At 63.1% G+C, this 23,425-nt stretch carries 19 protein-coding genes; 11 read left to right on the top strand and 8 right to left on the bottom strand.

The annotated features are described in order from the left end of the window. Positions 1–267: 267 nt before the first annotated feature. Entirely contained in the window at positions 268–513 is a 246-nt protein-coding gene (locus tag FGU65_RS02845) for a hypothetical protein (RefSeq protein WP_301662884.1), read from the bottom strand. Positions 514–784: 271 nt separating this feature from the next. Here FGU65_RS02845 and FGU65_RS02840 point away from each other — a divergent pair, with 271 nt between their 5' ends. Next, positions 785–3,457 carry a PKD domain-containing protein gene (locus FGU65_RS02840; RefSeq protein WP_301662883.1) on the top strand — a complete coding sequence of 891 codons (2,673 nt, stop codon included), beginning with the start codon at positions 785–787 and terminating at the stop codon, positions 3,455–3,457. A 347-nt stretch (positions 3,458–3,804) separates the two neighbouring features. On the opposite strand, the gene FGU65_RS02835 is transcribed toward FGU65_RS02840, so the two are convergent. Beyond that, entirely contained in the window at positions 3,805–4,347 is a 543-nt protein-coding gene (locus tag FGU65_RS02835) for a hypothetical protein (protein ID WP_301662882.1), read from the bottom strand. Between the two features lie 228 nt (positions 4,348–4,575). Here FGU65_RS02835 and FGU65_RS02830 point away from each other — a divergent pair, with 228 nt between their 5' ends. Genes FGU65_RS02830 through FGU65_RS02820 form a run of 3 tightly spaced genes read left to right on the top strand, consistent with a single transcriptional unit; the run spans position 4,576 to position 7,262 of the window. Beyond that, positions 4,576–4,806 carry a DUF3006 domain-containing protein gene (locus tag FGU65_RS02830; protein WP_301662881.1) on the top strand — a complete coding sequence of 77 codons (231 nt, stop codon included), beginning with the start codon at positions 4,576–4,578 and terminating at the stop codon, positions 4,804–4,806. Positions 4,807–4,861: 55 nt separating this feature from the next. Further along, entirely contained in the window at positions 4,862–6,154 is a 1,293-nt protein-coding gene (locus tag FGU65_RS02825; protein WP_301662880.1) for a condensation protein, read from the top strand. Positions 6,155–6,212: 58 nt separating this feature from the next. Further along, positions 6,213–7,262 carry a hypothetical protein gene (locus FGU65_RS02820; RefSeq protein ID WP_301662879.1) on the top strand — a complete coding sequence of 350 codons (1,050 nt, stop codon included), beginning with the start codon at positions 6,213–6,215 and terminating at the stop codon, positions 7,260–7,262. Between the two features lie 104 nt (positions 7,263–7,366). On the opposite strand, the gene FGU65_RS02815 is transcribed toward FGU65_RS02820, so the two are convergent. The 4 genes from FGU65_RS02815 to FGU65_RS02800 all read right to left on the bottom strand — a co-directional run bounded on the left by FGU65_RS02815 (position 7,367) and on the right by FGU65_RS02800 (position 11,476). Further along, entirely contained in the window at positions 7,367–7,783 is a 417-nt protein-coding gene (locus FGU65_RS02815) for a hypothetical protein (protein WP_301662878.1), read from the bottom strand. Positions 7,784–7,794: 11 nt separating this feature from the next. Then, positions 7,795–8,238, bottom strand: a complete 444-nt coding sequence (locus FGU65_RS02810) for a winged helix-turn-helix domain-containing protein (RefSeq protein WP_301662877.1) — start codon at positions 8,236–8,238, stop codon at positions 7,795–7,797. A 144-nt stretch (positions 8,239–8,382) separates the two neighbouring features. After that, positions 8,383–8,544 carry a hypothetical protein gene (locus FGU65_RS02805; protein ID WP_301662876.1) on the bottom strand — a complete coding sequence of 54 codons (162 nt, stop codon included), beginning with the start codon at positions 8,542–8,544 and terminating at the stop codon, positions 8,383–8,385. A 727-nt stretch (positions 8,545–9,271) separates the two neighbouring features. Then, a complete protein-coding gene (locus FGU65_RS02800; protein ID WP_301662875.1) occupies positions 9,272–11,476 on the bottom strand; it encodes a PAS domain S-box protein in 2,205 nt (734 codons plus the stop codon). A 169-nt stretch (positions 11,477–11,645) separates the two neighbouring features. On the opposite strand from FGU65_RS02800, the gene FGU65_RS02795 reads away from it, so the two are divergent. The 6 genes from FGU65_RS02795 (at position 11,646) to FGU65_RS02770 (ending at position 17,178) form a co-directional block, all read left to right on the top strand. Continuing rightward, positions 11,646–12,041, top strand: a complete 396-nt coding sequence (locus FGU65_RS02795; RefSeq protein ID WP_301662874.1) for a HEAT repeat domain-containing protein — start codon at positions 11,646–11,648, stop codon at positions 12,039–12,041. A gap of 130 nt (positions 12,042–12,171) precedes the next feature. Continuing rightward, positions 12,172–13,533 carry a serine hydrolase domain-containing protein gene (locus tag FGU65_RS02790; protein WP_301662873.1) on the top strand — a complete coding sequence of 454 codons (1,362 nt, stop codon included), beginning with the start codon at positions 12,172–12,174 and terminating at the stop codon, positions 13,531–13,533. 90 nt (positions 13,534–13,623) lie between these two features. Next, the gene (locus FGU65_RS02785; protein WP_301662872.1) at positions 13,624–15,156 is read left to right on the top strand and encodes a site-specific DNA-methyltransferase; all 1,533 of its coding nucleotides are present in this window, start codon (positions 13,624–13,626) and stop codon (positions 15,154–15,156) included. Between the two features lie 215 nt (positions 15,157–15,371). After that, positions 15,372–15,548 carry a hypothetical protein gene (locus FGU65_RS02780; RefSeq protein WP_301662871.1) on the top strand — a complete coding sequence of 59 codons (177 nt, stop codon included), beginning with the start codon at positions 15,372–15,374 and terminating at the stop codon, positions 15,546–15,548. Between the two features lie 497 nt (positions 15,549–16,045). Continuing rightward, positions 16,046–16,204, top strand: a complete 159-nt coding sequence (locus FGU65_RS02775; RefSeq protein WP_367652342.1) for a YHS domain-containing protein — start codon at positions 16,046–16,048, stop codon at positions 16,202–16,204. Continuing rightward, entirely contained in the window at positions 16,201–17,178 is a 978-nt protein-coding gene (locus tag FGU65_RS02770; protein ID WP_301662870.1) for a 2-hydroxyacid dehydrogenase, read from the top strand. The genes FGU65_RS02775 and FGU65_RS02770 overlap by 4 nt, the downstream gene beginning before the upstream one ends. Positions 17,179–17,208: 30 nt before the next feature. Here FGU65_RS02770 and FGU65_RS02765 read toward each other — a convergent pair whose 3' ends face one another. Further along, on the bottom strand, positions 17,209–17,523 hold the full coding sequence (locus tag FGU65_RS02765; RefSeq protein ID WP_301662869.1) for a peroxiredoxin: 315 nt from the start codon (positions 17,521–17,523) through the stop codon (positions 17,209–17,211). Positions 17,524–17,783: 260 nt separating this feature from the next. Here FGU65_RS02765 and FGU65_RS02755 point away from each other — a divergent pair, with 260 nt between their 5' ends. Further along, entirely contained in the window at positions 17,784–18,530 is a 747-nt protein-coding gene (locus tag FGU65_RS02755; RefSeq protein WP_301662867.1) for a class I SAM-dependent methyltransferase, read from the top strand. Between the two features lie 480 nt (positions 18,531–19,010). On the opposite strand, the gene FGU65_RS02750 is transcribed toward FGU65_RS02755, so the two are convergent. Next, positions 19,011–23,339, bottom strand: coding sequence for a PAS domain S-box protein (locus FGU65_RS02750; RefSeq protein ID WP_301662866.1), 4,329 nt, complete (start codon positions 23,337–23,339; stop codon positions 19,011–19,013). Positions 23,340–23,425 lie beyond the last annotated feature (86 nt).

Here is a 23,425-nt window from a genome sequence, read left to right as displayed (position 1 = left end):
GCTCGAGTGCGCCCGTCTCCTTTGCCGGCCGGCAAACGCTGAAAATCGTACCGTCATCGCCAGAACTTCGCAGTTCGACGCCTTGACCGCGGCAGATACGGGGCAGGCTCCGGGCTCTCCGGGAGGTTTTCATCCCGAAGGGTATACGATAGTTTTGCCGCCTTTTCTCTGCTCGATTCCGTTAGAAGATCTGGAAATCCTCTTTTCCGGGAAAGTCCGTGCATCTGCCTCTGGGAAGGTCGATACCTATATACCTCCCTGAATAGTTTAGTAAATTATCCCGGAGCAGGCAAGTGCCCGGCACTTGTTCTTTCTGCCAACCGGGAGTAAAGGCGGGCATTGAGAGGCATACGTCGTGATACGTGGAAGAAGGCTGCCTGCTCTGCCTGCGCCGGACGCCGGAGAGTGAACGAAGTGCCTTTCCTCGCTTCTCTCTTTCAGTTTGTGGGTGGTGTTTACCGTGAAGATTCGCGTTGCAATGGTGGTTTTCCTTCTTTTCTTCTCCTGCGGCATCGTCCCGGGGGCTCTGGCAGAAGAGGAGAACCGCTCTCTTACGCAGTATGAGAACAGTACAGCAGATGATCCTCCTGTCGGCACGGACGGCCATCCGGATGGTGAGAGGCCGGTTATCGAGGACCGGGACGCCGGTCTCACAATTGAACCGGACACCCCGTACTTGGGTCCTCTTGACGTCCGCTATGTCGGTGCCGATCGGATTGTTTTCAGGTGGAGTCCGCTGACCGGATGCTGGTATCGCATATATCGATCCGGAGACTACATCGGGATGATCGGAGAATCCGGCGAGTGCAAATATACCTACGCCTGCCCTGCCGCCGATCGCAATGTTGCGGCTGAGTACACGGTTGTTGCCCTCGACGTACTGTACCAGGAAATCGGATACTACGCACAGGAGATCACTTCCGGCAGGGCCTTTGGAGACCTCGCTGAACTAGAAGCCGACGATTCCTGGACAGGCGGGTCCGTCGTGCTGATCGACGACGTTGACCTCGGGGGCTATTCGCTCAAGATCGGGAGTACGGCAGTGACGGGCAGCGTGGATGCCGATACCGGTATGGCGACGGCGATCCGCGGCAACGGTGAGATCCAGGCGAACAACACTGTGTTTCGGGACGCAGACCTGCTTGTGCAGACCCCGGCGGATAATGCTTCCTGTCTGGACAACATCAGCGCATCGAACTGCTATATCTCCATAACCGGAAACCAGACGTGCGTTACGGACAGCCTGTTCACCGGCGAGAGAGGGATCCTGCGCCTGAACGGGGATCTCATCTTCGTCAGGGGCAATAGCTTCACGGATATCGGCAACGGGCTTGAGCTGGAAGGTTTTTGTTGCGCAGTATCGGAGAACCGGTTTTCCAGATTGAACGGCACTGCATCGGCGGCCGGTGTTGCAATCACCATGAACGGTGTCGGAGGAGGCGTCTTCGGAGGAGGCGTCTCCAACAACACCATCGAGGAGTTCAAGAGGGCGATGGAGATCACCGGGAGCGTCCGTGTTTCCGACAACGTTATCAGAAATATCACCAGCGCTAAGACGGGAGCCTCGGTCGTCTGGTTCTATAACGCGGAGGGATCTGTTTTTGAGAGGAATATCATCGTCGATACCGATCAGCCGAAAGCACAGGCGGTTCTCTATCTGACGGACACCGGGAAGGTCACTATCCAGAATAACACCATCACCGGCGGCATCCAGGGGGTGAAACTCTGGAATACGAAAGGCGAGAATGTCATCGAGAATAATACGCTCGCGGATATGACATATTACGGTATCAGCCTGCAAAATGCCGCTCCCGCCGAGAACGGTATCGAGCAGGCCAACGCGATCGCGGACAACGTCATCACGGGCGCAGGTCTCATCGCCGAGACGGCCGGATACGGGATACTGATCGACGATTATCATGAAACGATCATATCGGACAACTTCGTTATGGATTTCTGCGACGGGATTGTCATTCGGGCGTCCGACGACACCTGGGTCTTCTCCAATACGCTTATCCCGACCACCGGACACGGCGTCGCCATCTACAAAGAGCAGACCGTCTATCCCTTCTTGGAAGGGGCAGAGAGTAATTACGTGTGGGAGAATATGATCGCGGGCGGGAGCACCGGGATCCTGGTCGAAGGGAGCGGCTCTCAGATCAGCACCAATACGGTAACCGGGTATACCGGCACCGGGATTCAGATCGAATACGGCGATCAGAACCTCGTCCGGGATAACCTCCTCATGAGCAGAGCGCAGGAGAATCCGGTTGATATCCGGATCGGTACGCGGCCGGACGCGTTCCCCGACAACCTCGTTCTGGAGAGCAACACCCTGGCCAGGGACGTGCTCGGGAAGAACATGACGACGTTCTCCCTCTCCGCCCTCACCGAAGGAGTCACTATCAGGGCGGTCAATGCCCCCCCGCAGCCCCCGGAAACACCGGATTACTCCTGTGAAAGGGCTGATATCGGCCAGTGGCTCTCTATCCGGAGCGGCAATTTCACCAATCAGGAGGATGTCTCACTGAACCTGACCTTCCACTACAAGCCGGGCGAGCTCAAAGGTGTCGGCGAAGAGAGCCTTCTGGTCTGGCAATACAACGGCACCCGCTGGGATGCCGGGGACGGGGATCCGTCATGGAACGGCACCCGGTGGCTTGATAATGCCACCCACGAGGTAGGGGTGCAGGTGACGCACCTCCGCCCGTGGGACGCCGGTACGGCCGTCTTCGCCCCGCTCGGCGAACCGCTCCGGGCCGACTTCACTGCGGACCCGGCACGGGGTCAGGCACCACTCACGGTGCGGTTCACCGACCTCTCGGAGGGTGGACCGACCGGCTGGTCGTGGTCGTTCGGCGACGGTGCGACCTCGACGGAGCAGCACCCGGTCCACACCTACACCGCCGCCGGGAGCTATACGGTGAACCTGACAGTCACCGCCTCCGGCGACAGCGACACGCTGGTACGGGCGGACTGCATCACCGTCACTCCCAGGCCGCTCAGCGCCAACTTTACCGCGAACCGGACCTGCGGCGTGGCACCGCTTGCGGTGCAGTTCACCGACCTCTCTGAGGGCGATCCGACTTCCTGGTCGTGGACGTTCGGCGACGACGCGACCTCGACCGAGCAGCACCCGGTTCACACCTACGCGGCCGCCGGCAACTACACTGTCGCGCTCACGATAAACGGCGGCGGCGAGACCTGCACGCGCCCGGCGTACGTCAGGGTCACGCCGGTGCTCTTCGGGGATGCAAACGGGGACGACGCGGTCAACCAGGCCGATACCCTCCGGGTGCTCAAAGAGGTCGTCGGCCTTGTGGCGAAGCCGGCGAGCGGCACCGAGCAGTTCCAAAAGACCGACGTCCACGCAAACGGGATCATCGAGGTCGGCGACGCCCTCTTCATCGCCCAGTACAACGCCGGGCTCCGGGATGTCTGGTTTGGGATCGCCTGAAGAAGTTTTTCAATTCCCTTTTTCTCTCCGATCGTCTGGGCAGCCAGAGTTCTGCAGCAGTCCGGAGACGGTCATGCGCACAGCCATAACAGAGCGGCATGCTCAACCTTCCTCCTGCCCGCATCTGCCGCCGCAATCTCGAAGAGATCTTCGGATGAGCGACCAGGGGATATGCGTTCACCCCGGCGACCTCATCGTCATGCTCTCCTGCGGAGAGCGCAGCGGGTCCATGCCCGACGATACAGACTCCCGTGACGGCATGAGAAGCGTCCGGTCGAAGAGGGTAGAATCCCGTGGTGCTTTCCCGGGGACTGCAGCACGATACAAGTGGTGGCGGAGCCGGATGCCTATCCGCGAGACCCTGCCCCTTCGGTGTCCTCGCGCACGCTGAAACTCTCACCGCTGATGAGCTCCCGGATCGTCGTCAGGATATCCCCGAAGATATCGCCGATAGAGAACCAGGAGGACTTCACGGAATCCGGGAGGGCATCCTCAAGCACGGTGCTGCATTCCTCCGCGTCTGCAGTGCCGGAGTAGTGCTCGATGACGACGACCGTCCCGTCGGTTCCGCCGCTCAGCAGTGTCTCATCGAGCCGGTCAACGAGTTTGAGATTGGCAAATTTCCCGGGCTGCACCGAGACAAGATCCCCGTCCAGGAGTGTTTCTCCGACCGTTGCAGGAATAACACGCATATCCCTGGTAATATACGCCGCTCCACCGGCCTCGACGTACGTGACCCGGCCAAGCACGGCACCGTCGCTCTGCACCTGCAATACCGTGCGGGACGCGTCCACCCGGTACGAAACGTCCTGTTCCGCGGCGCATGCTGCAGGTACGGCAACACCTGACACAATGACCACCGCGATGAGAAGGCAGAGGTATCTGCTCATATTCATTATTTTTATGCGATAGAGTAAATGACTCTTTCTCAGAAACGGTAATACATGCAGTCTGGGTTTGCAGGATGCATTGGATCTCATTCCTCTTTTCCGGTTCGGTGACCCCGTGGGCTTTTGTCCGGGCGGCCAGAGATCGCAGTGGCACGTATACCGGTGTTCCCCCACCGATCCTGCTATCACCACTCCCGCCGATACACGGGATCGTGAGGTGACGAAGCGATGCCCAGAGGAAAGTTTTCGGCGACGCTGGATCGGATCGAGGACGGCCGGGCGGTGCTCCTGCCCGCGGGCGGCGAGTCCGTCGAGATCTCCCTGCCGGTGCGCTTCTTGCCGGAGGGGGCGAAGGAAGGCGAGGTCTTCATCGTCGCTATCAGACGGGAGAGCGGGGACGCCGAGGAGGAGGCACAGCGGCTCATCGAGTCGCTCGGGCGGCACCGGCGCATACCATAACCCCGGGCCGGCAAACGCAAAGGCAGATTACCCTGGCGGGCGAGACGTATAGAGAATGCCTGCCACGCCCGTCCGCCACCCGGCGCCCGCCTTCGACGTCTTCAACGTCCTCTTCGAGCGTATCTATGACCCGACGATCCACCTCCTCTTCACCCTCGACGGCGAGGTCGACGAGGCGGCGATGCGGGAAGCGACACAGCGGTTGATCGCCGCGAATCCCTATCTTGGCTCCCGGTTTGCGGTTGTGGACGGCCTTCCCGTCTGGGAGGAGATCCCGCCGGAGCAGTGGGAGGGTGCGTTCGTCATCGTAGCGGGCACGGCGGACGACCCGCCGGCGCCGCTCGACGTCTGGCACGGGCCGCAGGTCAGGGTCACCCTCTACCGGGACGGCGGAAGAGACCGGATCGCCGTCACCTGCCATCACGGCTTCTGCGACGCTCACGGCGCCGCCACTCTTGCAGAGCAGGTCTTTGCGGCCTACCGCGGCATCATGGACGACCCGGCGTTCCGGCCCGATCCCACGGGCGCCTACGACCGGAGCACCGACCGGATCCTCGCCCTATACTCGGAGGAGGAGCGGCGGCAGGCGCGGGACGCGGAGGAGCCCTTCGTCGACCGGTGGCGCTTCCCGAACGAAACGACCGGCCGGGGAACGCCCCGGGTCGTGCACCGGACGCTCCCGCCCGAGCGGCTCGCCCGCGCAAAGGAGCTTGGCAGGCGGCACGGCGCCACCGTCAACGACGTCCTTATCGGCGCGTTCTTCCTCGCTCTTATGCGGATCCGCCGCGATCCCTCCGACCCGGGCTCTCCCCGCTCGATCCTGACTTCGGCAGATCTCCGCCGCCATCTCGGCGACCTCGACGCCTGCCCGCCGATGAACCTCTCGGTCGCCTTCGACCTCCCCCTCGTGCTGCCGGGCGAGGGGGCAGGCCTTGCCGATATCATCGGCGACGTGGCGGCGGCGACCGCCCGCCGGAAGGCGGAAAACCTGGGTCTTGGGTGCATTCTCTTCTACGAGGACCTCATGGCGGGCGGGATGCCGGCGGTGGAGGCGTTCTTCGATACGATGCTGGAGCGCTACCAGTCGTCCGGCCAGAAGAACCCGGTCTTCTCGAACCTCGGCATCATCGACCCGGACGAGTACCTGCCGGTGCCTGGAAAAGCCGGCGCAGACCTCGGCCTCTGCGACGTCCGCTATCTCCCGTGCGTCTGCCGGCCGTACGGGTTTCTGATGACGGCCGCAACCTTCCGCGGCCGCATGACGCTCACGGCGGCCTACGAGGAAGGGCCGTATGCGGCGGCAACCGTGGAGCGGTTCCTGGCGTACGTGGACGCGTACCTTCCGTGAGGGCAGAAGAGGCAAACCCTATCACCCGTCCCGTCGATAGTTGCTCCGGAGACGTCCAATGCCTGCAGTACGGATAGGAGACGACAACGAACTGGTCCAGCAGCCGCAGCCTTTCAAAAACGAGTACGAACTTCAGGAGGTCCTTGCCGACCACCCGATCCTCCTGACCGGCCGGGACGATACCGCGCTCGTCACGATCAGCCGCGAGATGCCGCTCGCTGGGGGGTTTGCGGACATCTTTCTCATCGATACGGACGGGCTGCCGGTTATCGCCCTGGTGAAACTCGCCCGCGACGGGGAGACGGGGCGCGACGTGACAGGAGAACTCTGCGACCACCTCTCGGCGGTTGCTGCTCTCCCGTTCGACGAGGCGGACGCCCGCTCGGGCGGCCTTCTCGCCGCGACCCTGGAGCTCATGGCCGACGTTGCGGAGGAGGAGCACCGGACGGAATACCTTGCGCAGCTCGAGGGCAGCGTCGCCGCGAACCTGCAGGCAGGCCGGATCCGGGGGATCGTGGTCATCGACAGCGCCCCGGCAGACCTCATCCGCCAGATCGCCTATCTTGCCGAGCAGAGCGACCTCGACCTGCGGCTGCTGGTGGTCGAGCGCTACCGGCTGGGCCGGGCCGAGTACTTCTACCACTCCCGCTGCCTGGTCTCCGGAGGAGACGCCGGTCGGGAGGCGCGGCAGCAGCGGCTCCGCTTCCGCCGTGCCGTCGGGATATTCTCGAAGATGAAGCCGCCCGTCTTCTCGCTGCGGACGGCCGGCAGCGAGGCGGTCAGGGTCTCCCGCGACGGCTGGCCGGCGGCGGTGCGCTACACCTTCTGCGACCAGAGGGATGCGATCAGCCTCGAGGTGCAGGTCCGCCGCGACGAATGCCCGCGGGTCGCCGAGTTCCTGCCCCGGCTCCGCGACCACCTCCCGACCGTCATCCCGGACGCGCAGCAGGTCGAGCTCGCCGACGACGACGCCGGGTGGACGCGGCTGCAGCTCGTCTTTTCGGAGGAGACCGATCCCGTCCGGATAGCCCGGGCGATGCTGCGGCTCTGCATGACCGAGAAGGACATCACGACGCTGCTGCAGGGCGGGAGCCGGGATCTCCCGTGATCACCATCTTCTGCGCCGCCTGCGGCCGCAAACTCTTCCGATACCAGAAGATCGGCAAGGGCAGGCTGCTGCAGGCCGGATAAGGGGGAGAGAAAAGGAGGCGATCAGATCTGCAGATCTCCCTTCTCCAGCAGGTAATTCCCGGGGCCGGAGGTTGCAAAGGTAGCGGTAAGTATGGTCTCGAGGGGTTTGAGTATCGATGTATCTTCAGCAAAGGCATCGGCAAGGAGCCGCAGCCCTTCCTGGATCTTATCAAAATGCTTTATCTCGAGAGGTACTGTAGTATCACCGGAGCGGATGCGCTTAAATCTGTCCATAAGCCCCGTATAGCACGTGTTGAGGACAAAATCTGCCATGAGGTAGTCGTCGGTGAACGCATAGCGGAGCGTGCGGTTCGTAATGCCGTAGGCTGCGGAGAAGTAGTAGATCTTTTTCTCAATGTTCTCCTCTTTTCGCATCATCGCCTCGACCCGTCGCAGTTCGGTGACGAGTTCCTTCCTGAAGAAATCTTCCCGTGCCATCTCTGTATCCCTCACTGGAAATATCCCGGCTTTTCAGTTTCATAATCGCTATCGGCGGTCGCATACGACGGTGCCGGCCCCGCGATGCCGCCTCCCCAGATCGCTCCCTCGAACGGCGAAACATACCTGGGCTCCCAAACCCTCTCCGCGGAGATCTCCTGGGGCACGCCGCAACTCCTGTCCCGGAGGAATTCGTGAATCCGGTCGAGCTGCTCTTCACCGAGCATCTTCTCGATGAGGGCGTTGTTCAGATCTTCGATGCGCTGTACAATCGGCGATTCAGCATCGATCGAGTAGAGGGGAACCCTTCCGGGATGCACGTTCAAAAGCCCCCATTCGACAAACTTCTTCACAACTCTGCCGGCAGTGACACGCGACACGCCTGCCTCTTCCGCGAGTTCGGTGACGTTGAATTCCATGCCGGACAGCGGCAGCAGATATTCGAGAATTCTCAACTCACAGGTGTTTCCGAGTAATCCTTCAAACGGGCGTCCCATACTTCTCACATTCTCCCAGAGCAGGATCGATCATCATAGATGCGTACCGGAAGTAATTGTTAACTGATATTATCACATGCGATAAAAATATTGTGCACTGGATCAGAGCCTATGGTATCTGCCGTCAACGACATTATATCCATGGTTTTTCAGGGCGAAGATCGCTACCTTCATGTCGGCAATGTAGTACTTCACCTTCTTCTTCCGGATCTGCGCTATGTACCCATCGTTCATCAGAACTTTGAGTGCATCATCGAACGGCAAGCAGGATCGTGCCGGGAACTTCTTCATATAGAGTTTGTATAACTTTTCGGAGTGGTACCCTGCATCCGATCGGAAGTGTCTCCCTTTGTAAAAGATATCGAGAATAAAGAGCGCTTCATCAGGGAGACCACACGACATACGGCACTGATCTTCCTATTCTGTTCGTTGTGATATATAACGTAATGTTTTTACCGTTGCAGCGATCCGTCCTCATTCCCTAAAACCAGACGATAAAAAGAGTGAATGCCCGCATTGCCGGGGGCTTACCCCCATTAGCGCTACCCTGAGATACGAGGATTCAAGCGTATACCGCGTTCTTCCCCTGATGAGGCTTTTCCCGGGGACGCCCTTTTTCCCGGGCGTCTCCCCATGCCGTGGACCGTGGCGGCTATCGCCCCCGAATACCCCGGGTTGCGGCCATCCGGAGCAACAGATGCGACCTCATCACGTGCCTGGACCCCACCGATAGCACCAGGAATTTCGGTGCACCCAGAGGGTACGGTAGCGTATATGGGGCTTATCCCCGAGTCTCATGTGCCGTCCTCCCGGTGCCCGTGTATCCGATATGCTCTGCGTCTCCCCTTCCGGAGAGGGCGGCTTTGGAGATGCGATGGCTGCACTGTCGGGTCACCCCCCCGGCTCTCCCCCGTGCCCGGAGGCAGCCGGGACAGCCGTGCTCCGCTGATCGGGATGACAAACGCAGGTGTGCCGCCCTTTTGCCGCTTTCTCACGCCTTCCGAAGCGTGAACCGGAACGCAGCCCCTTCCTCCGGCCGGCCGCGCACCCGGTCATCGACCCAGGCTTTCCCGCCGTACCGCGTAACAAGCGTCCGGACGATGAAGAGCCCGAGCCCCTGGCCGCTTCCTTGCGCTCTGCCCCGCTCGAACCGGCGAAAGAGTTTGCCTTTCACCTCGTCCGGGACGCCGGGGCCGGTGTCCTCGACCGAGACCAGCACCTCGCCGTCCTGCTCCTCCACCCGGACGGTGACCGTGACGCCCGGGCCGCCGAACTTCACGGCGTTGCCGATGAGGTTCATGAAGATCACCGGCAGGAGGGCGTCTGCCAGCACCTCGACCTTCGGATCGTCGTACCGGATCGCGGCGTTCGGGAAATTCTTCACCTCCTCCCGAACGACCTTATCGAGGTTCACCGGCACCAGGGTGCTGCTATCCTCGGACGCCCGCCTGATGGTGGCGACGTTCATGAGGATCTCGGTGCTCCGGTCGATGCTGGCGTGCAGTCTCTCTGCATAGGCCTTCAGGTTCCCTTCCGTCAGGTCGGCCAGAAGAGCGGCGTACATGCCCGAGGCGGTGTTGGCATTCCGGATGTCGTGGGTCATGATGTCCAGGTAGATGTTCGCCTCGTCGCGGGCTGCCTCGAGTTCCTCGCTCTTCCGGATGAGCTCTTCGGTGCGGCGCACCAGTGCCTCTTCGGCGCGCTTGCGCTCGGTGATATCCGTAAAGAACGCAATGAAGTCCCCGCGGGACGGGGAGAAGGCCGCTATTTCGAACCATTTCGCAAGCGAGGGGATGGAATACTGAAATGTCGCCGGCTCCCCCGTCAGCGCCACTGCACCGTAGCGCCGGGTGATCTCGGTGACTTCGCCGGGGACGAGAACCTCCGTCACCTGCCGGTTCAGAACGTCCTGACGCCGGAGCCCGGTGAGAACTTCAAACGCCCGGTTCACCTCCCGGTAGATGAAATCCACCGGCTCGCCCCGCTCGTCCGTGACGATCCTGCAGAGGGCGTAGCCCACGAGCGGGTTGTTGAAGAACTGCTGGTAGCGTGCAGCATTCTCTTTGAGTGCCTCCTCCGCCCGTTTCCGTTCGGTGATGTCGGTGAACATGGCAAACGAACCGGCGAAAGTGCCGTCTTCGTCCCGCTTCGCGGTCGCCGAGACCAGAACCCACCGGGCGGTGCCATCCCTCTGTTTCAGGCGGCACTCGTATCTGCCGGCAAGCCCTTCGTGCCGCTGCGTCATGCGGTCGGCGTGTTCGGCGAAGTCTTCTTCGTAGAGAAACTCCGGAACCGATCTCCCGACCATCTCCCCGACGCTGTAGCCCAGCATCGCCGCCATCGTATGGTTAACCCGCAGGGTGATATACCGCCCGTCCATCTCCCAGATCCCCTCGTTCGCGGTCTCGACGATCGTGCGGTAGGTTTCCTCGCTCTTCTGCAGCGCCTCTTCCATCTGTTTGCGCTCGGTGACCTCCCGGGCGATGCCTTCGATGGCGACGAGCGTCCCGGCATCGTCGTAGACGGGGACGTTCTGCTGCTCGGTCCAGATCACGCTGCCGTCTTTGCGGATCCACCGGAGGGTCAGCGCCCGGTCGGGCGGAATCTCTCCCCGGGCGACCGCGTCCAGGAGCGGCAGGTCGTCCGGGTGCACCAGTTTCATCCCGAGACCGGGGTCTTGGTAGTGCTCCTCGGGCGTGTAGCCGGTGATCGCCGTTGCAGACGGGCTGACGTAGGAGAACCGGCGCTGCGGGACGAGTTCGATACGGTAGATGAGATCGCGGGCGTTCTGCAGGAAGAACTCCAGTCTTTCTATCCCGGCCGGATGCCGGGCGGCAGATACGTCAGAGTACAGCCGGACGAGGCGCATGCCTGAAAAAGGCTCTTCCCGGACGGCAGCGCTCGAGGCGCTGACGTGGCATTCCCGCCCGTCCGGGGGGCGGAGGGTGCAGACGAGGGGCGGCATATCGTCACGGGTGATCCGTTCCGCCCCCGCCCCACCGAGGTGCCGGAGCAGGAACCGGTCCGCGTCGCTCCCAAGGAGGGTGTTGCGGTCGATGCCGAGGAGGCGTTCGAGCGTGCGGTTGATCCAGGCCACACGGTTCTCCTGATCGATCAGCAGCGCCCCTTCATCGAGTGCGTCGAGCAGAAACGATGCGGGCGGCAGTTCCGGTGCGGTGTGGTGCGGCGGGGTCATCTGGGGGTACCTCCTGGGAAAGAGGGGGAAGGTTCGGATCAGGGGGACGATCCGCTGTGAAAGAACGTCTGTTCTGATACACATAAGGATATGTGTGGTGATGTATCCCCGGTTCAGGCGATTTTGGGATACAAAGAGGGCATTTCCCCGGCAACCGGGCACCGGAGGCGTGCGGGCCTGCTTCACCGCCGGCGACTCCGGAACGAACCGGTCTGAGGCGCGGGAATGCCTGGTCACCGTCTCGAGCCTCCGCTGGCTGCTCATCATCGCCGGGAGAGAGCCGCACGTGTCGGTGCCGGCAGGGCTCCCGGCCATCATCGCATCGCTCGGATCGGAGAAGAGCGCTGAGCGGGAGCTGATCCGGATCGGCCCCGCCGCGGCGGTCCCGCTCGCCGGTGCGCTGAAAGGAGCCGACCGGGCGGGAAAGGTGCGGATACTCCGTCTCTTGGGCGGCATCGGCGACCCCAGGGCACGGATCGCCCTGGTGCGGGCGCTGAGAGGCCGGGACACCGGCGTCCGGCAGGCGGTGCGCCGGGCGCTCGAGCGGCTGCGCCGGACGGGGTGACTGCGGCGAGCGCGGATCACAAACTACTTCTCTGCATACCCCCCGTTTTCACTTATCCTGATTGAAACGTCGCGGGCTCACGGGGAAAGGCGGCTCTGCGGGACTTGGGAGAAACGACCGGGTGATTATCATGAGAATTGCAGGACTTCTTCTGGCGATCGGTATCCTTGCCTGCGGCTGCCTCGGCGCGTCCGCACCGCATGCGGAGGGCGGCGACACGGTATCGCAGGACCTCGACGACTACATGACGGCGCTTGCCGACGCAGGCCGGTTCAGCGGAGCCGTGCTGGTGGCGCGGGACGACACCGTGCTCCTCTCGAAGGGCTACGGCATGGCAAACTACGAGTTCTCGGTTCCGAACACGCCGCAGACCGTCTTTCCCATCGGCTCCAACACCAAGCAGTTCACCGCCGCCGGGATCATGAAACTGCAGGAGCAGGGCCGACTGAACGTCACCGACCCTGTCGTCTGGTACGTCCCCGACGCCCCGCTCTGGAAGGACATCCGGATCTACCACCTGCTGAACCACACCTCCGGGATCCCGTCCGAAGGCGGATTTCTCCTGACCGACCCGGTCGACTACCCGCTCTCCGGGCTCGTGAGCCGGATTTCCGCGCTCCCCCTCACCTTTGCGCCCGGGACAGACTACACCTACTCTAACAACGGCTACATCACCTTAAGCTACATCATCGAGCAGGCGTCGGGCATGCCCTACGACGCGTACCTGCAGGAGAGTATCTTTGCACCCTGCGGGATGACCGGCACCGGGCAGGACAACGCCCGCGACGTCTTCGCGAACCGTGCGAGCGGCTACACCACGATGGCCGGCAGGCACGTCCATTACGACCTGCAGAACATCCATAACTCCTACGGCGCCGGCTCGCTCCACTCCACGACCGAAGACCTCTCCGCCTGGGAACGGGCGTTCCACACCCCGGGCGCCGTCCTCTCCGCAGCGTCGGTCGATGCGATGACCCGGCACGGCTACGGGATCGTCGACGGGGCGATCGGCAACCGCACCGCCTTCGGCCACGGCGGGCGCAACTTCGGGTTCATCTCGTACACGCTCTCCTATCCGGACGAGAACGTGACCGTTCTGTTCCTCGCAAACCATGACCGGACCCCGATGGTCAGCATCGCCCGGGACCTCTCGGCGATCGTCTTCGGCGAGCCGTACGCCCTGCCCCGGACGATCGAACGCCGGGCGGTTCCCCTGAACGAGACGGCGCGTGCGGAATACATCGGTGTCTACGAGCCTGTTTGGGAGAAGACCTGGACGTTTACCGTCTTCCCGGACGGCGATTGGCTGTGGTACACCTCAGCGGTGCCCTGCGAGACGGTCGAGCTCTTCTACGAGGGGAACGATACGTTCTTCGTGACCCCCGAGTCCGCAGACTCGTTCATCTTCACCCGCGATACGAACGGCACCGTCGACGGGATGGTGATGTACACCATGGAGGGCACCTGCGACGCGATGGTGAAGGTGTCATAAGGTCCGCCGGGAAGGGAAAGGCACATTTTCCGGCGGGTCGAAGTGACTCTGGATATCCGGGCGCCCGCACGGCTCTGAAGGGACGAGACGATGACGAAGAGACCGACCGCCACCACCCCAAACCTCCCGGCGGAGAATATCGCTGCGCTGAAGCGCCTCTTTCCCAAAGCCGTCACCGAAGGCGCGGAAGGCGCCGTGGTCGACGTAGACGCACTCAAAGAACTCGTCGGCGACCGGACGGTGACCGGCGGCGAGGAGACGTTCGGCCTCGTCTGGCACGGGAAACGCCGCTCCCGCCAACTCGCGCTCACACCCTCCGCCGGCACGCTGCGCCCCTGCCCGGAAGAGAGCGTGGACTGGGAGACGACCCAGAACCTCGTGATCGAGGCCGATAACCTCGAGGTGCTCAAACTCCTGCAGAAGCGGTATTCCGGGAAGGTCAAACTCATCTATATCGATCCGCCGTACAACACGGGCGAGGACTTCGTCTACCGCGACAATTACCGGGATACGGTCCGCGGCTACCTGGCGGCCGCAGGCCTCTCCGACACCGAGGGCAGGCGGGTTTCGAGCAACACCCGGGCGAGCGGACGCTTCCACACCGACTGGCTGAATATGATGTATCCGCGCCTTATCCTCGCCCGACTGCTGCTGCGGGATGACGGGCTTTTCGTTGCTTCGATAGACGACAACGAGGTGAACACCCTGCGTTTCCTCTGCGATCAGGTCTTCGGCGAAGAGAACTACCTGCAGCAGCTGGTCTGGAAGCGGCATGCGGGCGGCGGAAACGATGCAAAGTTCTTCGCCGTGGATCATGAGTATCTCCTGGTCTACGCGAAGAGCCGGGATGCCGTCGCCCGCCTGCGCATGCCGCTCAGCGATGCGGAACGGGCCAGGTATACGCTGACAGACCGGCATGCCGCGACGCTCGGCCCCTACAAACTCAAGTCGCTTCGGCGGATGCGGCCCGACGACCCCCGGCCGAACCTGACCTACGCCATCAGGACACCGGACGGCGGGGTCGTCCGCGATACCTGGAAGTGGGAGGAGACCCGGTTTCTCAGGGCTCTTGCCGAGGACAAAGTCCAGATGCGGCAGGACCGCGCCGGCAGGTGGCATGTCGAGTACAAGATCTACCTACGCGATCCGGAGAGCGGGGAGGAGCGAACCCGGGTGCCGCGGTCGCTGCTGCTGGACGTCGAGCGGAACGCCGACGGCAAACGGCAGCTTCATAGCGTCCTCGGACGGGAGAACGTCTTTACCAACCCAAAACCGGTCGGGCTGATCCGGCACGTCCTCTCCTTCGGGACGGGCGCCGGTGATATCGTCCTGGACTTTTTTGCCGGCTCCGGCACGACGGGGCACGCCGTTCTGGAGCAGAACGCGGTCGACGGCGGCAGACGCCGCTACATCCTCGTGCAGATGCCCGAACCCCTGGACGCAGACAGCAGAGGGCAGAAGAGCGCCGCCGGATTCTGCGATGCGATCGGCAGGCCCCGCACCATCGCCGAGATCACCAAAGAGCGCCTCCGCCGCGCTGCGGAGGAGATCCGCCGCGATCACCCGGAGAGCGACGTCGGGTTCCGGGTCTACAGGCTCGATGGCGGCAACCTCCGTGGGTGAGAGCCGGGCTCCATCGATCCTGCGTAGGTGCTTCTCGGCCGGGACGACGCCGAGCCGCTGCGCTGGTATTGCCGCGTGGCATGCGGCGCTACAGCCTGTGTCTTCCGTGACAGCACTTTTGCCGACGACGTGGTGAAGACCAACCTCGCCGCCATCCTGCGCCGGCATGGCCTGGCGACCATACGGAGCCTGTAGCGGCGCATGGACAGGGGGATATGGCCGCAAGGCTGCACTTCGAACCCGGCGGCGGCAACCTGCTGACGCTTACGGACGACGAGGTGCTGCGGAACCTGCATGCAGTCCAGCTCATGGGTGGCCTGTCCCCATCCGGAACCCTCGACTCCGGCGCCCGGGAAGACCTACGTCTACCTGCGGGACGATCTTCGAGCTGAACCGGCGCTACGGGTTTACCAAGTTCGTCATCGTGGTGCCGTCGATCGCCGTCAAGGAGGGCGTCTACACGTCGCTGCAGATCGTGGAGGAGCATTTTGCGGGGCTGTATGCGGACGTCCCCGTCGACTCCTTCCTCTACGACTCGGCCGGGTGCGCACCTTCGCGGCGAGCCCGCAGATCCGCCGTGACCGGTGCCGCGAGCGCCAGCACCAGCAGAAGATACCATGCTTTCATGGAAAGTCTCCCTCTGCGTTCGGGTAGAGAATAATGCTGAAATGCGCCTGCCGGCGTGAGCGAGCCGCTTTCGGCTCTCTCTTTCGGTTATCCGGGAAAAAGTATATCGTGCAGACCGGCGATCTGCACGCCCAGGGCCGGACCCCCAGCTGCCGGATACGGGAGCGGATCCGGCTGTCTCTACCGCGGGGGGGACGTGGTGCAGGCACCACTGCAGAAACGGCCGTGACACCTGCCCCTCCAGGGCGTGAGGTGACGGATCATGATGGTAAAAGACCCGGTCTGCGGCATGGAGCTTGACGAGCGCGACGTCAGGTTCACGAGCGAGTATCAGGGCAGGACATACTCGTTCTGCAGCCTCGCCTGCAAGAAGAAGTTCGACGAAAACCCCGGGATGTACCTGCGGGGGATGGAAGCATGAAGATCGTCGTCGCCGACCCGATCTTCCTGACCGAAGACCACCGCCGCCGGCTTGGCCGCCTCGGGGAAGTCGAGGTCTTCGAGACCTACCCGGCCGACGACGCCGCGTTCCGAGACCGTATCCGCGATGCGGATGTCGTGGTCGTCGGGCGGTACGGGATGGATGCCGCCGCCTTCGCAGGCGCGGAGCGCCTGCGGATGGTCGCGGTCTGGCAGACCGGATACGACCATATCGATCTCGACGCGGCAACCCGTGCAGGCGTCGCCGTCGCGAACGTTCCTGCCTACGCGTTCGAGGCGGTGGCCGAGTTCGTCTTCGCCTACGCCCTCGCCCTGCTGCGGCGGGTCCGGCTTGCCGATGCCCGGCTCCGGGAGGGAGACTATGACTGGCGGGAGTACTGCGGCCACCAGCTGATGGGCATGACCATCGGGGTCATCGGCACGGGCGATATCGGGAGACGCGTCGTCCAGATCGCCCACGGGTTCGGCATGCGGGTTCTCTCGACTACACGGCACCCGAGTCCCGAACGGGCGGCGCGACTCGGGCTCGAGTTCGTCGACCTCTCCACGCTGCTCGCCGAATCCGAGATCCTCACGCTCCACGTCCCCCTGACAGCCTCAACCGAACGGATGATCGGGGCGCGGGAACTCGCCCGGATGAAGCCCGGCGCCATCCTGATCAACACCGCACGCGGCCGGGTGGTCGACGAAGGAGCGCTCGTCGAGGCGCTGCGGACCGGGCATCTCGGTGGGGCCGGCCTCGACGTCTTCGAACACGAACCGCTCCCTGCGGAAAGCCCGCTCCGGCAGCTCGACAACGTCATCCTGACGCCCCACATCGCGTTCCTGACCGAGGAGTCGATGGACGAGTGCACGTTCATCACCGTGCGGAACATCGAGCGGTTCGCGGCCGGCAGCCCGGAGAATGTGGTGAACCCCGGGGTGCTCGCCCGCACTGCCCCTCCGGCGCCGTGAGAGCGGAGAGCCGGTCCGTGGAGAACGCTCCTATCGATCGGCGCCCGCTGCCGTGAGGGCAGAGAGCGCTGCAATCACCTCGGCCGCATGCCCCTTTACCTTCCGCCATACGGCGGCGGCCTTCCCCGCGGGATCGATGATGAAGGTGCTCCGCTCGACGCCCATGTACTCCCTGCCGTAGAGCTTCTTCGTGACCCGGGCACCGTATGCCGCGATCACCACGTGATCGGGATCGGAGAGGAGGCGGACCGAGAGGTCATGCTTTTCGGCGAAGCGCCGGTGGCTGGCGGTCGAGTCCGGGCTGATGCCGAGGACCGAAGCGTTCCGGCTGGAGAACGCCGCCATAGCAATAGAAGGAGACGACCGCGTAGGCGCCCCGGAGGTCCGCGAGGCAGACCGTCTGCTCGTCTGTGTCCTGGAGGCAGAAGTCGGGCGCCGGCATGCCGGTCGAGAGATCTGACGTACCAGTGGCTATCGCCGGTGAGGATACAAGGGTGCCGGGAGGTGCGAGGCGCTGCAGGGCGGTTCGGCCAGGTCTGCATTGCCGGATACAGCCCGCCCTGTAAACCCGTCTCTTTATCAGATCAGACGACGCAGTAACCGGAATGGATATTTCATTTCTCTTCACCATGCACGAGGGGCTGCCCCGCCAGGGGCCGGGCAGCAACGAGTGTACGAATAAAGCGTTCTCGATGCTGAACAATCTCCCTGACCGCCCGGAGGTCCTGGACATCGGGTGCGGAGCAGGGATGCAGACGATCGAGCTCGGCCGCATCTGCCCACGCTGCCATCTCACCGCCGTCGACATCCACCAGCCGTACCTGGACGACCTCGCCCGGAAGGCGGAAGCGGCCGGGGTGGGCGATCGGATCACGACGGTGAGAGCGTCCATGGACGACCTGCCTTTCCCGGATGCAGCCTTCGACGTCCTCTGGGCGGAGAGCTCCATCTTCATCGTGGGGTTCGAAGCGGGACTCAGGTCATGGAAGCGGCTTCTCCGGCCGGGCGGCTACTTCTGTCTCAGCGAAGCGGTCTGGTTCACCGATCAGCCCTCGCCGGAGGCGGTGGCGTTCTGGAACGACTGCTACCCGGCAATAACGACCGTCCCGGAGACCTGTGCAATAGCTGAAAACGCCGGCTACGAGGTCGTCGCGACCTTCCCGCTCCCCGACGCCGCGTGGTGGGAGAACTACTATACGCCGCTTCTCAGCCGGCTGCCCGACCTGAAGAAGGCGGCTGCCGGCAATCCAGACGCGGAAGCGTTCGTCGCGTTCTCGGAGCGGGAGATCGCGGTGCACCGGGAGCATAGTGACGAGTACGGCTACGCGTTCTTCATTCTGAGAAACCGCTGATTCGTCGGGGAGAGGCCGGAGGGGAGATTTTTATCGTTCCTCTCCGGAAAAGTCTCCTGATCGCCCATGCCCGCTATCGCCTCGCTCTCGCAGCGGGGCGGCATCCTGAGGCCGGAACCGGGATGCACCTGCAATCGGCCCGGCGGGTTCAGCAACCCTTAAATACTCGTATTTTCGCCGAAAATATGCCCTCACAGAAGCCCGCAGACGGCCGATCCCGGGCCGGGCCATGCCAGACATCCTCCAATAATTACCTCGGCTGATATCGTCGATATAACCCTCGGATTCTGCCGTATTACTTGAATCAGGGCGAGATCCTGCGGTTTTCTGGAATGCCGGAACCTGGGATCCGAAATAGGCGGCAAAACCGGAAAAGAACGCCGATTCAGGCTTTTTTGAGGTGGGGGGAGGGTGGTTTCACCCCCCCGCCGCCTATCCAGCAGCACCCGCTCTTCCAGGGTCACCCCGGCCGCATTGCCCCTACACCAGCTCATTCCGCAGTAGAAACTCCCGGATCTTCCGGGACTCGATCCAGCCCTGGTCGAGGTCTTTGATATACCCGTTGATCCGCCTGACCTGCTCGCGGATCTTCTCCGCCGTCTCCGGATCGTCCATCAGATCCGCCCGGGCGAGTAGGACCTGGAGCGGGTGGCGGACATGATCGCCGAGGATCGCAAACTGCTCCATGTTCCGCTCGATCCGGTCGAATGCCTCCCGCCGGATCTCCTCGACCTGCTTTCGGTCGGTGACGTCGGAGGAGATGACCGCGAGCCGCTTAACCTGCCCGTCTGCGCTCCGAATCGGGAAGAGGATGACATCAAAGAACCTCCCCGCGTACTCGTCGGTAAGCCGGTTCGGCCTCGCCGAGGCAAAGGCCTCGTCAACCTGCCTCTTCCGGGCTGCGGCCAGATCGGGCGGGAAGAGGTCGTATACGCATGTTTCGCGGAGATCTTCCGCACTCTTCCCGAACCGTGCTGCCATCGCCTCGTTCAGGGCAAGGATGGTGCCGTCCCGGTCGATGAGGAGCGTGCCTTCGGGCGTCGCGTCGAGGAGCGCCCGGAACTGCCCTTCACTCTCCTGCAGGGCACGTTCGGCTCGTTTCCGCTCGGTGATATCGATCGCGACCTCGAGCCGCACGTCCCGGCCGTCGGGCCACCTGATGATCCGGTCGACGATATCCAGGTGGACGTCGAGAACCGGGTTGTAGTACTCCCACCGGTAGGGCTGCGGCTTCTGCCGCAGGATGATCTCGTTGGTGCAGAACGGGCACGGCGCCGCAAGCCCCTGGAACTCGCGGTAACATATCCCGCCGACGACGTCCCTCCCGAGCGCTTTTGTGAAGAAGGGGTTTGCATACAGGATCTCATGGGTTGCGGGGTCGGCGACGTAGACGATCTCCTCGAGGCCGTCGAAGATCGAGAGGAGCTGATCGCGCTCGAACTGCAGCATCCCCTCCATCTCCGTCTGCCCGGGGACAGGCCGGATGGCGACCACGTGGATACCGGGCGCTATCCGTGCCGCAGCGCTATATTCCACGTTGATTGTGGTGCCGTCCTTCCGGAGGAGCTCGCATTCGCCCTGCAGTGCGCCTCTTTTCAGGAACTCCTGCCAGAACTCGCGGCCTGCCTCCCGATCTCTACAGAGGGCAGAGACCGGCCGCTGCAGCAGCTCCTCACGGGTATATCCGAGCAGGGCAGAGGCCGCATGATTGGCCTCCCGGAGGTCTCCGGCATCTTCCGCGACGAGAACCGCATCCGTCACGAGTTCGGCGAACGCGCGGAGATCCCCGCATGCCGGAGCATGGCTCTCTGCCCGGTTCCCCTCGCGCGGTCCGGGATTCGTCCGTACGGCTGCCGCCTCGTCCTGCAGCGCCCGGACCAGGGTGAACCGGAACGCCGCTCCTTCTCCCGGTTTTCCGGGCACCCGATCCTCGATCCAGACCGTCCCGCCGTAGCGCTCAATGAGCGTCCGGACGATATAGAGCCCCAGACCTTCGCCTCTCCCGTGCCCGAGCCCCCGCTCGAACCGGCGGAAGAGCACACCTTTCACCTCGTCCGGGATGCCGGGGCCGGTGTCCTCGACCGAGACCAGCACCTCGCCGTCCCGGTCTTCCACACGGACGGTTATCCGGACGTCCGGGCCGCCGAACTTGACGGCGTTCCCGATCAGGTTCGTAAAGACCATCGAGAGGAGCCCGTCCGCGCTGACCAGAACCGGCCGGCCGTCGTAGCGGATCGACGCCGCCGGAAACGTCCCGATCTCTTCCCGTATGACGGCGTCGAGGTCCACCGGCGATAGCTCGGCCGATTCCTGGTGGATCCGGCGGATGGCTGCGACGTTTCTGAGAATCTCGGTGCTCCGCCAGATACTCTCGTGCAGTTTCTGTGCGTAGGCCTTCGGCTCGCCTGCAAGCAGGCCGAGCAGCAGATCGGCATACATCGTGGAGACGTTGTTTGCGTTCCGCACGTCGTGGGTGAGGATATCGAGGTACAGGTTCGCCTCCCGGTGCGCCGCGTCAAGTTCCCGGTTCACCCGACCGAGCTCGTCGGCCTGCTCCCGGAGCGCTGCCTCCGCCTGTTTGCGCTCGGTGATGTCCCGCGCCGCCGCAAAGATGCCGGCCACCTGCCCCTGCGCGTCCCGGTAGACGGCGGCATTGAAAAGGGCGGGCGTAGCTCCCCCGTCGCGGTGCCGGATCTCCAGTGGGTAGTCGCGGAGCTCGCCGTCTACAAAGACCTTCCGGATTCCTGCACGTGCCCGGTCAGGGTCGGTGGTATACCCGGAAACATCCGTCCCGATCAGTTCCTCGCGGGAGTAGCCGGTCACCTTCTCGGTAGCGGCGTTCACATCGGTTACCCTGCCTTCGGGATCGATGGTGACGAACGGATCGATGCTCGCCTCGATAAGGGCCCGATTGTACTCCTTTGCAAGGAAGAGGGCTTCTTCTGCCTGTTTCCGTTCGGTGATATCCCGGTAAACCACCATAATAGACGGCTCGCCCTGGTAGAGTATGGGGGTCGCCGTGATCTCGACCCAGATGGTCTGGCCTACGGTGGTCAGGAGCACCTGTTCGAATACCGGGATAGCTGTGCCCTCCTCCAGGATCCGGCGGATCCGGTTGGCGACGAGATCACGGTACTCGGGGTGGACGAACGTATAAATCGATCTGCCCACGATCTCTTCAGGCCCTCTCCCACCCGCAATCTGGACACCGGCGGGATTCACGTACACGATGGTGCCGTCATACCGGTGCACGACGACGGCATCCGGCAAGACCTCGACAAGGGAACGGTAGCGCTCCTCGCTCTCCCGGAGGGCGTCCTCCATCCTTTTTCGGTCGGTGATGTTCTCGACCATGCCGATAACCGACTGCGGGCTCCCGTCTTCGTCCCGGATGAGCGACGCCGTCAGCATTCCCCAGAGGATCTGCCCGTCTGCTGCCACGTAGCGTTTCTCTATCCGGTAGGTGTCGATCCCTCCGGCAACGAGCGACGCCATGAGCGCCGTGTCTTCCGGCAGGTCGTCCGGGAAGGTGATATCGGCAAAATGCCTGCCGTGGAGTGTGTCCGGGCGATACCCGAGCATCTGATGGAGGGCCGGGTTGCCATCGAGGATCATGCCGTCCAGCCCCACGAGAGCAATACCGATCCCGGCTCTCTCGTAGATGCCGCGGAACCGCTCTTCGCTCTCCCGGAGCGCCCGCTCTCCCGCAGTACGCTCCCGGATATCGATGCCGATCCCCACCTGCGTGTCGTCGGAGAGACGGATGTTCGCCCACGAGCTCTCGACGCGGGAACCGTCCTTTGCGGTCAGCACAAAGTCCCGCCACCCCGGTTCCAGCGACTGCATGAACCGGCCGACCATCTCCCGGTACCCGGGGTCCGGATAGCATAACGCCATGAAATCGCCGCCGGTTGCGTCCTCCTCCGTCCAGCCCAGCGTCTCCCGGAGCGCGCGGTTGAACCGGAACGTCTTCAGGTTCGGATCATAGATCGTGATCATCACCGGGATTGTATCGATGATCGTCTGCAGGAGCTCGTGCTTGTGCGCCAGTTCCCGTTCCGCCCGTTTACGGTCGGTGATATCGCGCGAGACCGTCAGGACGCGCTCGACGCTGCCTGAGGGCCCGGGGATCGGGACCGCGATGTACTCGCTGTACTCGACATCCCGGATGACGGCATGGCGGACCTCTCCCCGCACCCCTCGTCCGGTGGCGAAGACCTCTTTGACCTTCTCGAAGTACGGGCCTGCCCCTTCCGCCGAGAACCCGAGCTCCTCCCAGGTCTTTCCCGCCATCTCGTGCGGTTCGCGGCCGAGCTGGCGGGCGAAACCCCTGTCCACGTAGACGTACCGGAGATCCCTATCCAGGATGTTCACCGTCTCCGGCAGGTAGGAGAGGATAGTTGCCAGCATCTCCTGCTCGGCGCCGGGTCCGGGAAGATCCTGCAGGCGGACGAGCCGCATGCGATTATCCTCTCCGGTCATGCTGGAGACGCGGATCCTCCGCTCCCTGCCGTCTGCGGTCATGATGGTGCAGGCAAGGGCGTGGAGATTCGAACGGTCGCGGAGCGATGCCGAGATCGCCCCTCTGCACTCCTCTTCGACGATCCGGGGCAGAAGAAACCTGTTCGCGAACTCCCCGGCATCGCTACCGCAGAAAGCGTCCCGGTCGACCTCAAGGCAGTGCTGGAGTGCTTTGTTGATCCAGACAATACGGTTCTTATGACCGATCAGCAGCGCGCCCTCATCAAGGAGGTCGAGGATTTGGGGGGCAGGCCCGAGTTCGGCGGAAGCGTCAGGGAACGGTGTCATCGGCAGGGCTCCATGTGAACCTAATTACCCCTGTTGTTATTGTTTATTTATAGTTGTGGAGACCCGTTTGACCGGGAAGGATATGC

Origin of the sequence: Methanoculleus frigidifontis (assembly GCF_030464345.1) — an archaeon.
Taxonomy (GTDB): Archaea; Halobacteriota; Methanomicrobia; order Methanomicrobiales; family Methanoculleaceae; genus Methanoculleus_A; species Methanoculleus_A frigidifontis.
Note: the sequence above shows the minus strand (reverse complement) of the source record. Positions and strands in the feature narration are given on the sequence as shown.